Raw genomic sequence first — 12242 nt, 5'->3', positions numbered from 1 at the left:
ATGAGTGAAGCGACCGTGACAACTGCCCCGTCCCTCGATCCGATCGTGCTTGCCCGCCTGACCGGCAAGCTCGGCGACACGGCGACGATCTCGAAGCTCTGTGCCAATCTCGGTGACATCTTCTCCGAGTTCCTGCCCGACATGCTGGAAAGCGAGCTCGGCTTCGAGGTCGCGGTCTCCTATGCCGGCTTCGAGACAGGCAAGTACGGTCCGCTCGTCGAAGGCCTCGGCGGCGCCATGGCGATGTGCGACGCTTCGCTGCGCGACTGGTGCGATCGCTTCACGCTGATCTGCGACAGCCCGATGATCATCACGCTCGTCGAGAACATGCTCGGCGCCGTCAGCGATTCGATCGAGGACCCGGAGGCACGCCCCCTCTCCAAGATCGAGCTCGACCTGGCCGCGATGATGTTCGACCGCATATCCAGCGTGCTCAAGACCGCCGTTTCCGGCGCAAACGGCTATGAACCGTATCTCGGCCATGCGCACAATGCGGAAACCCGCAAGGCAATCGAGGATGGTTCGGAAAACAGCCATGTCGCCATGGTCAACATGGCCGTCGGCATCGGCCCCGTTCTCTCCACCTTCCACGTCGTCATCCCGCAGAGCGTTCTCCTGAAGTCGACCATCTCGGCGCCCAAGGCCGCCAACGCCCTCAAGACCCGCGTCGAATGGAGCGAGCAGCTCGGCGAGCAGGTGCGACGCTCCAAGGTGACGCTCGAGGCGCGCATCCGGCTCGAAGCCCAGACGCTCGACACGATCAGCCGCCTGCAGGCCGGCGACATCATCCCGTTCAACGAATCAGGCGATGTACGCGTCGAGGTCAACGCGAACGGTCGCAATCTCTATGTCTGCGAATTCGGCCGGTCGGGCGCACGCTACACGGTCCGGGTCAAGGATACCTACGGGTCGGAGGACGAGCTCCTCCAGCACATCATCGGATAGTTTACGCATGACGCGTAAGGGGCGGCGAGCCTCAGGCAAGTTTCGAATGGAATAGTGGTCATATGGCACCGAAGAAAACACCCATCGCTGACGACATCATGTCCTCTATCAATGCAGGCGACCAGGAACTGGAGCAGGCAATCGACGATCTGCGCGGCGTTCTTCAGAAGGATGCCACCGGCTCGATCGGCACAGATCTGGCCGCGACGGACGATCCGCTCGCTGCCTTCGGCGGCGACTTCGGAAGCTCCGACTTCGGCGGCACGGCGGCCACCTCCGATTTTGACGGTGGCGCAAGCTTCGGCGGCTCGGATTTCGGGGGCGGCAACGACTTCGGCGGCGGCAATGATTTCTCCGCCGATCTCGGCGAAGCACCCCGCCCGGGCAGCGCGATGGAGTCCAACATGGACCTCATCATGGACATTCCGATCGATCTGCAGATCGTGCTCGGCTCGTCCCAGATGCAGGTTTCCAGCCTCATGAACCTCAGCGAGGGCGCAACGATCGCACTCGATCGCCGCATCGGCGAGCCCGTCGAGGTCATGGTCAACGGCCGTATCATCGGCCGCGGCGAAATTACGGTTCTTGAGAACGACGACACCCGTTTCGGGGTGAAGCTCATTGAAGTGAAGAGTACACGCAAGGTCTGACACCCGGTTAAGGGTTCAGGGGGATAATCCATGATGGATTTCGAAAATTTCGGTACGTCCACGGCGCTTGGTTCGCCGCTATCGCCGGTCGAGAAGGCAGCAGCCGTTCTTCTCGCCATGGGCAAGGGCGTGGCCGGCAAGCTGCTTAAATATTTTACCCAGAGCGAGCTTCAGGCGATCATCGCCGCCGCGCAGAACCTGCGCGCCATCCCGCCGCATGAGCTGATCGATCTCGTCAACGAGTTCGAGGACCTCTTCACGGAGGGCGCAGGCCTGATGGACAATGCCAAGATGATGGAAGGCATTCTCGAAGAGGGCCTGACGCCGGACGAAGTGGACGGCCTGCTCGGCCGCCGCGCCGCCTTCCAGGCGTTCGAATCGACGATCTGGGACCGCCTGCAGGACGCCGACCCGGTCTTCGTGTCGAAGTTCCTCCTGAACGAGCATCCGCAGACCATCGCCTATATCCTTTCCATGATGCCCTCGGCCTTCGGCGCCAAGGTTCTGGTGGAAATTCCGGAGGCACAGCGCGCCGACATCATCAACCGTACCGTCAACCTCAAGGACGCGAGCCCCAAGGCGACCGCGATCGTCGAGGCGCGCGTCATCGAGATGATCAATGTGCTGAACTCGGAACGCAACTCGGCCGGCTCGAACAAGGTCGCCGACCTCATGAACGAGCTGGAGAAGTCGCAGGTCGACGAAATGCTGGCCTCGCTCGAAACGGTCTCGACCGAATCGGTCAAGAAGGTCCGCCCGAAGATCTTCCTCTTCGAAGACGTGCTCTACATGCCGCAGAAGAGCCGCGTGTCGCTGTTCAACGACGTCTCGGGCGATATCATCACGGCGGCACTTCGCGGCGCCACGATGGAACTGCGCGAATCGATCCTCTCCTCGATCGGTGCGCGCCAGCGCCGCATGATCGAATCGGATCTCGCCGCCGGCGATATCGGCAATCCGCGCGAAGTGGCGATTGCCCGCCGCTCGATCACGCAGGAAGCCATTCGCCTGGCCGCCGCAGGACAAATCCAGTTGAAGGAGAAGGAACAGGAAGCCCAGGCCGCCTGATCCGCCTTGACACGACACCGCCGCAAGCCGAGCGTATCCAGCGGCCCGACTCTCCAGACAGGGGATTCGGGCCGTTTTCTTTTGGTGGCTCCGAGCCGCCGCAGGGTACGCCATGTCGGACGAAGACAAAGACAGCAAAACAGAGCTTCCGTCAGAGAAGAAGATTCAGGACGCGATGGAGAAGGGCAACACGCCCTTCTCGCGCGAAATCACGATTTTCGCCTCGACGCTGGCGATCTATCTCTTCCTCGTCTTCTTCCTGCCGGATGGCATCGCGCGCATGAACGAAACGTTGCGCGACTTCTTCGAACAGCCCGAAGCCTGGAACCTCAAATCCGGAACCGACGTCATCGCGATCTTCCGGCATCTCGGCTGGGAGGCCGGCGTATTGCTCCTGCCGATCCTCGCCATGATGATGATCTTCGGCGTCGCCTCGTCGATCCTCCAGAACCTGCCGAGCCCGGTGTTCGAGCGGGTGCGTCCGCAAATGTCGCGCCTCAGCCCGGTCAAGGGCCTCGGCCGTCTCTTCGGCAAGCAGGGCCTGGTGGAATTCGGCAAGTCGCTGATCAAGATCCTTCTCGTATCGCTCGTCGTGGCGATCGCCATGCGGACGAACTATTTCGCCTCGCTCGACACGATGTTCTCGGAGCCGGCGGCGCTCATCTACATGATGACGTCCGATATCAACAAGGTCCTGCTCATCGTCCTCTTCGCCACCGCGATCATCGCCGGCATCGACTTCGCCTGGACGCGTCATCACTGGTTTAGCGAACTGATGATGACCAAGCAGGAAGTGAAGGAGGAAATGAAGCAGTCGCAGGGCGACCCGATCGTCAAGGCCCGCATGCGTTCCATCCAGCGCGACCGCGCCCGCCGCCGCATGATTACGGCCGTGCCGCGCGCCACGCTCGTCATTGCAAACCCGACTCACTTTGCCGTTGCGTTGCGATACGTGCGCGAGGAGGGCGATGCGCCCGTCGTGGTGGCCAAGGGACAAGACCTCGTCGCATTGAAGATTCGCGAGATCGCCGAGGAGAACGGAATTCCCGTTTTCGAAGATCCGCCGCTCGCACGCTCAATGTTTGCGCAAGTCTCGGTGGATAGTGTCATTCCACCGGTGTTCTACAAAGCCGTGGCGGAGCTGATTCACCGGGTTTACGCAGCTTCGCCCCAGACCAGACGGGTAAACTAGATCCGATGAGAAAATGCACCTACTCCGCCGAGCGCGAGAAGATTGTTGCAGAGGCAATCTGCCCGGTCGCCACCGAGCTCAGACTGCTCGATGCCGCCGACCTCGTCTCGCTGTTGCGTTTCGAGTGCTACGGGAACCTGGCCGACCTCGTCTCTTCGGCTGCGGAGCTGTATTTCCTGCCCGGCACGATCAATTTCGGCGCCGGCGGCGACTATCGCCTCGACTGGGATACGGAACCGGAAGTGACGCTCGACATGGAAATCCGCCCGCAGGGCGTGACCGTCTATGCCAAGCTGCTGCTGCAGAAGGACACGGCCGGCGTGGAAGTCACCCATGTCGCCTTCAACGACCCGTCGCCCGACCCGGACGACAACACCGCTTTCCTGCGCAAGAGCCTTGCCGAATCACGCTATGTGAAATCCGCCCCCACGGCATCGCAGCACGCCCATTGAGGCCTGCGACCGGGCAGGGAACGAAACGGCCGCCTGTGCATGGCCGTTTTTGTTTCTCAGGTGATGTAGCCGAGGCGGATGGCCTTGGCGATGGCCTGGATGCGGTTGACCGCGTCGAGCTTCGTCGTCGCCGTGCCGAGATAGGCGTTCACCGTATGCACGGAGAGACCCATTTTTTCCGCTATGGCATCGGAGATGCAGCCGTCACCGGCCATCTGGAGGCAGGCGATCTCGCGTTCGCTCAGCGCCTCGGAAGGCGCGAGCTTCTTCTCGTCAACGGCCAGCATGTCGATCAGGATCTGGCAGCTCTTCATGTGCATGTCGACGATGAGGTCGCTCGAAGGCGCGATGAAGGCGCCGGTGAATACGACGTAACCGTTGCCATGCGCGCCGAGACGCACCGGCAGGGCAATGCCCGACCACGGCAGGAGCCGTGCGGAAAGGCGCTTCGTGAAGGGTTCCGCGCCGGTTTCGACGAACTGGTCGTCGCCCGCGCCTTCCCAGATCAGCGGCAGCATGGACGCTTCCAGATGGGCGAGCATCGTCGGGCCATAGGCCGCGATCAGCGCGCGCGCATTGCCATCGACATTGCTTGCCCAGTTGTGCAGCGAAAGCGTCAGCTTGCGCGCCGAGGGCAAGCCGTGGCCGGCGACCCGCAGCACGGCGAAATGTTCCGCGCCTATGATGGTCTGCATGACCTGCAGGCGGGAGACGAAATCCGATGCCCGCGCCGCCTTGGGCGGTCGCGCGAGCCGGATTTCCGTCTCCAGGGCGGCGGGGGCGGAAAGTTGAATACCCATGACGTTCTCCTCAGACCAGGCTGTTGCGAACGGCCCAGGCGATCGCTTCCGACCGCGTCTTCGTCGCGGTCTTGCGCATCACGCTGGTGATGTAGTTGTTGATCGTGTTGCGGGATATGCCGAGGATGACGGCGATCTCGTCGCTCGTCTTGCCCTCGGCGATCCAGTAGAGGCACTCGATCTCGCGCTCGGTCAGGTCCATCTCGCGGTCCTGCCGAGTGTTTGCACCCTGGCAGCAGACGCTGGCGAAATATCCGGTCATGACGCCGACATCGCGCAGCTTGCTCTGCGAAAGAATGAAGTGCTCGGGGAAGAGCAGCACAAGCGACATGCGCACGCGCCCGACATGAAAGGCGATGGTGCAATATTCCCGGCTGATGCCCTGCGGCATCGCTATTTCATCGCTGAGCTGGGCAAAGCAGGGCTTGAGGAGCCCGAGGCACTTGTCCAGTTCGCTCATGCGGGACTGGCTGGCGACGATGGCGCCGGCAATGGTGCGCACCATGTCGAAGGGCCAGTCCGAGGCGACGACGGCTTCCAGCCCGGCTTCGGGCGACACGTCGTGACGAACCAGAAGGTAGTGGGAGGCGCTGACATAATCCGTCAGAGCCCTCAATCCCGAGGAGAGGCCGGCGCGATCCGCGCAGCGTCCGAGATGTTGAACCAGAAGCTCACGCGCACTCTTACGCTCACCAGACTCGGCAGAGAATCCATAGGATTCCCAGGCCGCGACATCCGACCGGATCGTTTCCATGACAGCCCCCTGTTCCGATTCAGAACGGTCAATTCCCGCCTCCTTCCCATCAGAAATCCGGAACCGTCCGAACTCCCTCCGATCAGGCCGCATCGGCAAGAATCACCAAGCGAATCAGTAACTAAAGTGTACATCGGCCATCGCTAAAAACCACCGCCCTCTTCTCGGGATTTACTTTTGGCGGCTTCTATGAGTCGCCACGCCCCAGGTGATTTGCCTTGTGCACGAGGAGGGGATCTGCCGAAGCATCGCCGTTTAAGATATTGTTAACTATGCAATATTTGAAAGGCTCCGTGACGCTTGTCGAAAAAAGACCTTGCTCATTCGATTCAGGATTGTCGTGCGGGCGCGGTCGATACAACCGGCTCGGCCGAAAAGTTTTTTTCGCGGAAGGCCCCGGCGATTTCCGTCAGGCCGCAACAGCAGTCCCAGCGCGAAAAAATTGCGTCAAACAGGCGGCATAGCGTTGCCGAAAAGCGACATCGGCTTCAAAACTCTGAATTGCCGAACCACAAAACGAAAGGCGCGGCCGTTGCCGGCCGCGCCCCTGATGTCTCTTTCCGGGGAAGCCGTCAGGCGGCTTCCTTCTCGATGGACCACTTGCGCAGGATCTTGGCGGCGCGTTCCTCGCTGATCTCGACCATGCGGCCGAGGCGACGTTCCGGGCCTTCCTTGACGCGGCGATTGAAGGTGCCATCGCTGTCGTCGCCGGCATTGAGCAGGTCGTCCGTGCTGTCGAAGCCGAAGTCGGCGCCGAAACCGTCCATGAGCGTCGCTCCCGGTCCGCCCATGCCCGTTGCCGGCGAGAAGTCCGGCAGCTCGAGGCCGGCCGCATCGTTCTCCAGCGCGTTGCCTGCGGCAGCGCCACCGCCGGTGATCGAACGGACGGCCGGGCGAAGGCCGAACCAGACCACGACGACGGCCACACCGAGGAAGGCAAGCGCATTGATGATGCCGCCAAGGTTGCGCGTCAGGGTTTCCATGACGCCCGGGCCCGGCACCGCTTCGTTGAGCAGCTGGTGGTCGAGGAATTCCATCGCATTGATCGTGACGACGTCGCCGCGATCAATGTTCAGGCCGGCCGCCGAGGAAACGATCTTCTGCATGTCGGCAATATAGGCGTCGATCTTCGCCTGGTCCGCCGGCTCGCCGACCATGGCGGCAATGCGGGCGCGGTTGACGACGACGGCGACGGAGAGCTTTTCGACCGCAAAGCCGTTGCGCACGGTGGCGACGGTCTTGCTGTTGATCTCGTAGTTGGTCTGCTCTTCCTTCTTGTCGGCCTCGTCGCTGGACTTCTGGCCGTCGGCCTGGCCCTGCGGGCCGCCCTGGGGAATGTTCTGTTCGACGGTCGCGGCCTTGTTGTCGGCCTGCTGCTGCGACTTCTGGCTTTCCCTGGTCACGCGGACCGAGCGTTCGACGCGCGATTCCGGATCGTAGACCGTTTCCTGGATCTGCTGGGAGTCGGTGTTGAGCGCGGCGGTGACGCTGGCGCGGAAATTGTCCATGCCGAGGAAGGGTGCAAGCGCCTTTTCGATATTGCGCTCCACTTCGCTCTGGACGGTCTGGACCGCCGTCAGCGAGCGGTTCACCGCGCCGTTCTCATCGTCGTCGCCGGAGGCGAGAAGCTGGCCGGCGGAATCGAGGATGGTCACGCCGTCCACTTCCAGGCCCGGAACGGAGGCGGCGACGAGGTGGCGGATGGCGGCGGCCGATTCACGGCCGGCCTGCGCGCTCGCGCGGATCATGACGGAGGCCGTGGGAACCTGCTCGGCTTTGCGGAAATTGCCGCGCTCCGGCATCACGATGTGGACGCGGGCGGCGGCGATGCCGGAAATCTGCTGGATGGTGCGGGCGATTTCACCCTCGAGGGCCCGAACGCGCGTCACTTCCTGCATGAAGGAGGTGAGGCCGAGCGAGCCGACCTTGTCGAAGAGTTCGTAACCGGCATTCGCGCTGCTCGGCAGGCCGCGTTCGGCGAGATAGAGCCGCGCCTTGCCGGTCTGGCCGACAGGCACTTCGATGCTGTCGCCGGCGGTTCCGGTGTTGAAATCGATATTGGCTTCAGCGAGTGCCAGGCTGATCTGGTTCACGTCGGACTTTTCCAGTCCGACATAGAGCGTCTCGTAGGCGGGCTTGTTCACCATGATCCCGGCGGCAAGCACGAGGCCGACCGAAACGATCGCGGCACCGGCCAGCATCGCAAGCTTCGCCTGCCCCAGCGAAGCCAGGTTCTTGTAGACTTTCGTCAACTGTTCCAACAGATTCATTCTGTTCCCGCACGGACTTGGCGCCTCGCCACCGGGCTAACATGCCGGCGCTTATCAGACGCATTTTAATCTCGTGGGACGGAACCGGCACATTTCCGCACGCGCCGACCTGCCCCATGCAATAGGCGGACCTAACTGATCCGACTTGGAGACTAGACGGCGAAACTTGCGCGAGCATGGCGTGGGCACGGCCTGCAGGCCAGCGGGCAAACAAGAAGCGGCGCCGCAAAGGCGCCGCTTCCGCGATGGATTGTTATGTCAAATCAATCAGAAAGCTTCGAAATCGCCGGCCGCCTTGCCGAGCGGCTGCGAATGGCCGTGGCGCATACCGTTGCTCAGAGCCTTCTGCATATCGGCAAGCTTCACCAGGTTCAGCGCCGTCGTCACGTCGATGATGCAGCTGTCGGGAATGCTTGCGGTGATGGTGTCGATGAACTCGGCAAGCCCGCGCGTCTTCTGCACGGCGAGATCGATCCCCTGCAGAACCATCATGCGCTCGACGGCGTGCTCGGTGCTGTCCCCGTGAACGGCGGCGAGCTGCGGCTCGATGCGCTCCATGAGGTATGCCACGTCGTGCAGTTCGGACACGATTCGCATCAGGACATCCGGAAGGGCTTCCTCCATGGCAGTCGCTGCACTCAGATACTCGGCTTGCATGGTTTACCCTTTTTCGACGAGCCGGCGGATGTCCTGACCGGCAACGCAATGCTGTTCGTACTGTCGCTTCCCGGCGGCCAGACCGCCGATCAGAAGAATTCGATCGAGCTTTCGACGGGCTTCGCGACGGGAACCGGCCGCTGTTCCAGCGCCACCGTCTTCTGCGTCTCGACGCCGGTCAGGGCATATTGCCGGGCCCGGCCGCTCGACGGCCAGTATTCCAGCTTTCGCCCATGCTCACCGCCGGTGCTTTCGCCCATGACCTTGATGCCTTCGTCCATCAGAAACTGACGGGCAAACATCGCATTCTGCTCGCCGACATTCGAGAAGCGCGCGATCGTCCTGGCCCCCCCGAAGATCTTGGCCTCCAGCCGGTCGCGGCGCGCGCCCTGCTTCAGGAGGCCGTTGATCAGAAGCTCCATCAGATGCACGCCGTAGCGCGTGGCGTCGCCGCCGGAGGCCATGGCCTCCGCCGAACCCGGCAGCAGGAAGTGATTCATGCCGCCGACGCCAATGACCGGGTCGCGCATGCAGGCGGCCACGCACGAACCGAGAATGGTGGTAAGCACCACATTCGGGTCGTTGATGACCTTGTATTCGCCCTGAATGACATGGACGCGGCGCGTCCCGGCTTCTGCTATCATTTCAATGCCCCGAACACGGCTTCGATGGCTGCCTTCATCTTTTCGATGGTAAACGGCTTGGCGAGAACATTGTTCGCACCGAGCGCCGCCGCCTTCTGAACCAGCGCGCGGTCGCCCTGCGCGGTCAGAATGATGAAGGCCGCCTTCTTGGTGGTGGGGTTCGACCGCACCGCCTGGAGGAATTCGATCCCGTCCATCTTGGGCATGTTGAAGTCGGAGATGACGAGGTGGTGGGGCTGTTGGGCCATGATAGCCATGCCCTGCGCACCATCGCCGGCCGCCGTGATCTGCTTGAAGCCAAGCTGCTGGAGGGCATCACCCAAAAGCAGGCGACTGGTCACCTGATCATCGACGATGAGGACTTTAATTTTTTCAGCGATAGACATTATTCGCTCCCTTCTCTGCGGGCCGCAGTGATCTTCAAGATTTCCTCCCCGATGGAGGAAAGCGGAAACTGGTGTTCGACTGCACCCAATTCGAAAGCCACTCTCGGCATTCCATAGACGACGCAGGTTTTTTCGTTCTGACCGATGGTCCGTGCCCCTGCATGGCGCATTTTCAGAAGGCCGCTCGCCCCGTCCCGGCCCATGCCGGTCAGGATGACGCCGACGGCGTTGCGGCCGGCAAGCTCGGCCACCGAATCGAAGAGCACATCCACCGAAGGACGATGCCCGTTGACCGGATCGCGTTCGACCAACCGGCAGCAAGGCGCATGCGGATTGGCGATCTGGAGATGGCGGTCGCCGCCCGGCGCCAGATAGATCTTGCCGATCTCGAGCCGCGCGCCGTCCGTCGCCTCCTGAACCACCGGCGCGCAGAGCCGGTGAAGCCGGTCGGCAAAACTCTTGGTGAAGGTCGGCGGCATATGTTGCGTGATGACCGTCGGCGGGCAATTGACCGGGAATTTCTGCAACACCGCGATCAGCGCCTCGACACCGCCCGTCGACGAACCGATGGCCACGACCCGGCGGCCGGGCTTGTAGACGGCGGCAGGATTGACGTTTGCGGAGGTCGGCGCCAACGGCGGCGGCTCCGCATGGAACCGGCGCTGCGAACGGGCGGCGGCCTTCACCTTTTCGGCGAGATCGCCGAAGGGGCGGGCGTCACCCGGCTGCGGCTTGCCGACGCAATCGAAGGCACCGATTTCCAGCGCCATCAGCGAGGCTTCGGCGCCGCGATGGGTCAGCGTCGAGACCATGATGACCGGCATCGGCCGAAGCTTCATGATCTTGTCGAGAAACTCGAGCCCGTTCATGTTCGGCATCTCGATATCCAGCGTCACGACATCAGGATTGAGCTGCTTGATCGCGTTGCGGGCTTCCATGGCGTCGCCGGCCTGCCCGATGACGTTCACATCCGGGTCGGCGTTGAGCACGGCCGTGATCAGGCCACGCATGGTCGGCGAATCGTCGACGACGAGTACGCGCGCGGGTGCCATCATGCGCTCCTCCTGTGCTTGCCGGTGTAGCGGTAGGTTGTGATGCCGATATTATCGAACTGGTTCTTGGCCTCGCCGGAGACGCGCTCGGAATGGCCGATATAGAGATGGCCGTTGTCACCGAGCATCCCGGCGAAGCGCGACCAGATCTTCATCTGCGTCGGCTCGTCGAAATAGATGACGACGTTGCGGCAGAAGATGACGTCGAACGGCCCCTTGAACGGCCACTGGGCCATCAGGTTCAGCTCGTTGTAGGTGATGAGCTTCTTCACCCGGTCGTCGACCTGCCACTTCTGGCGGCCGCCGGCGTCGACTTCGCGGAAGAACTGCTTGCGCATCGCCGGATTGACCGTTTCGAGCGCGTTGGCGTCATAGGCGCCCGCGCGGGCGATGGCGAGAATCTTCGGATCGATGTCCGTCGCCAGGATACGGAAGTCGTAGTCCGCGGCGTTCGGCATCATCGAGAGAACGGTGAGCGCAATCGAATAGGGCTCCTGTCCGTCCGAACAGGCGGCCGACCAGATGCGCACGCGACCGCCGTTGCGGGCACGGGCCAGCAGGTCCGGCAGGACATCGCTCTTCAGGTGGTCGAAGTGATGGTTCTCTCGGAAGAAGCGCGTGAAATTCGTCGTCAGGTGCGACAACATCTCCTTGCGCGGACCGGCGCCTGCCGGTGAGGAGACCAGCGCGCAATATTCGCGAAAGCCCTTCAGGCCGAGCTGGCGGATATGCTTCGACAGGCGTGAATAGACGAGCGAGGCCTTGGTCTCGTTGAGATAGATGCCGGCGTCCGCATAGATCATGGCCGCAATCTCGGAGAGGTCCTTGCGCGTCAGCGGGTACTCGCCGCTGGCAAGGCACTCGTCCGGAGACTGTCTGCTATCGATGGCCGAAGAATAGGTCATGCAGCTTCGCTTTCCGAATGCGGGAACAGGGCATCGAGTTCGATCAGGCAGATCATGCGGCCCTCGATGGCGAGGATGCCGCGGGCGTAAGCCTTTGCCGCCTCATTGGCGATGTCGGGCGTCGGCTGCATGTTGTCGTCGGTCAAGGTCAGGATGTCGGACACGGCGTCGACCAGCAGGCCCACCACCTTCGGCCCGACCTGGGCGACGATGATGACGTGGCGCACCGTCGGTTCGGCCGGCTTCATGCCGAGCCTGAGCGACAGGTCGACGATCGGCAGCACGGCACCGCGCAGATTGATGATGCCGAGCACGTAGGACGGTGCGTGCGGCATCGACGTCGCGGGGGTCCAGCCACGGATTTCCCGGACCGACATGATGTTCACGCAGAACTCCTGATCGCCGACCCTGAAGGCGATCAGTTCGCGTCCGTGACTGAGATTGTTGACCGCGTACGACATGGATTA

14 protein-coding genes are annotated in these 12242 nt (G+C 62.4%); 5 read left to right on the top strand and 9 right to left on the bottom strand.

Annotated elements, in window-relative coordinates; genetic code table 11:
• The 5 genes from MUO32_RS18565 to MUO32_RS18545 all read left to right on the top strand — a co-directional run bounded on the left by MUO32_RS18565 (position 1) and on the right by MUO32_RS18545 (position 4307).
• Positions 1 to 945, top strand: coding sequence for a FliM/FliN family flagellar motor switch protein (locus MUO32_RS18565; protein ID WP_257949846.1), 945 nt, complete (start codon positions 1 to 3; stop codon positions 943 to 945).
• A gap of 62 nt (positions 946 to 1007) precedes the next feature.
• The gene (gene fliN / locus MUO32_RS18560; protein WP_257949845.1) at positions 1008 to 1595 is read left to right on the top strand and encodes a flagellar motor switch protein FliN; all 588 of its coding nucleotides are present in this window, start codon (positions 1008 to 1010) and stop codon (positions 1593 to 1595) included.
• Positions 1596 to 1625: 30 nt separating this feature from the next.
• Positions 1626 to 2663 (top strand): flagellar motor switch protein FliG, encoded by a 1038-nt coding sequence (gene fliG / locus MUO32_RS18555; RefSeq protein WP_257949844.1) that lies wholly within the window; start codon positions 1626 to 1628, stop codon positions 2661 to 2663.
• A gap of 112 nt (positions 2664 to 2775) precedes the next feature.
• Positions 2776 to 3855 (top strand): flagellar biosynthesis protein FlhB, encoded by a 1080-nt coding sequence (gene flhB / locus MUO32_RS18550; protein WP_257949843.1) that lies wholly within the window; start codon positions 2776 to 2778, stop codon positions 3853 to 3855.
• 5 nt (positions 3856 to 3860) lie between these two features.
• Entirely contained in the window at positions 3861 to 4307 is a 447-nt protein-coding gene (locus MUO32_RS18545) for a hypothetical protein (RefSeq protein WP_257949842.1), read from the top strand.
• Between the two features lie 56 nt (positions 4308 to 4363).
• Here MUO32_RS18545 and visR read toward each other — a convergent pair whose 3' ends face one another.
• The 9 genes from visR to MUO32_RS18500 form a co-directional block, all read right to left on the bottom strand.
• Positions 4364 to 5107: a transcriptional regulator VisR gene (visR, locus tag MUO32_RS18540; RefSeq protein ID WP_257949841.1), complete on the bottom strand. Its 744-nt coding sequence runs from the start codon at positions 5105 to 5107 to the stop codon at positions 4364 to 4366.
• A 10-nt stretch (positions 5108 to 5117) separates the two neighbouring features.
• A complete protein-coding gene (gene visN, locus MUO32_RS18535; protein WP_257949840.1) occupies positions 5118 to 5861 on the bottom strand; it encodes a transcriptional regulator VisN in 744 nt (247 codons plus the stop codon).
• 572 nt (positions 5862 to 6433) lie between these two features.
• A complete protein-coding gene (gene fliF / locus MUO32_RS18530; protein ID WP_257949839.1) occupies positions 6434 to 8131 on the bottom strand; it encodes a flagellar basal-body MS-ring/collar protein FliF in 1698 nt (565 codons plus the stop codon).
• Between the two features lie 267 nt (positions 8132 to 8398).
• Positions 8399 to 8788, bottom strand: coding sequence for a hypothetical protein (locus MUO32_RS18525; RefSeq protein ID WP_257949838.1), 390 nt, complete (start codon positions 8786 to 8788; stop codon positions 8399 to 8401).
• Between the two features lie 89 nt (positions 8789 to 8877).
• Positions 8878 to 9432, bottom strand: coding sequence for a chemoreceptor glutamine deamidase CheD (gene cheD, locus MUO32_RS18520; RefSeq protein WP_257949837.1), 555 nt, complete (start codon positions 9430 to 9432; stop codon positions 8878 to 8880).
• Complete coding sequence (locus MUO32_RS18515) at positions 9429 to 9818, bottom strand: response regulator (RefSeq protein ID WP_069059978.1); 390 nt, start codon at positions 9816 to 9818, stop codon at positions 9429 to 9431. Before MUO32_RS18515 ends, cheD begins: the two co-directional genes overlap by 4 nt.
• Positions 9818 to 10873, bottom strand: coding sequence for a protein-glutamate O-methylesterase CheB (cheB, locus tag MUO32_RS18510; protein WP_257949836.1), 1056 nt, complete (start codon positions 10871 to 10873; stop codon positions 9818 to 9820). The genes MUO32_RS18515 and cheB overlap by 1 nt, the downstream gene beginning before the upstream one ends.
• Complete coding sequence (cheR, locus tag MUO32_RS18505) at positions 10870 to 11775, bottom strand: protein-glutamate O-methyltransferase CheR (RefSeq protein WP_257949835.1); 906 nt, start codon at positions 11773 to 11775, stop codon at positions 10870 to 10872. Before cheR ends, cheB begins: the two co-directional genes overlap by 4 nt.
• A complete protein-coding gene (locus tag MUO32_RS18500) occupies positions 11772 to 12236 on the bottom strand; it encodes a chemotaxis protein CheW (RefSeq protein WP_257949834.1) in 465 nt (154 codons plus the stop codon). The genes cheR and MUO32_RS18500 overlap by 4 nt, the downstream gene beginning before the upstream one ends.
• Between the last annotated feature and the right edge of the window lie 6 nt (positions 12237 to 12242).

The organism is Shinella sp. CPCC 101442 (assembly GCF_024704725.1).
Lineage (GTDB): Bacteria > Pseudomonadota > Alphaproteobacteria > Rhizobiales > Rhizobiaceae > Shinella.
This window is presented reverse-complemented; position numbering and strand designations above follow the sequence as displayed.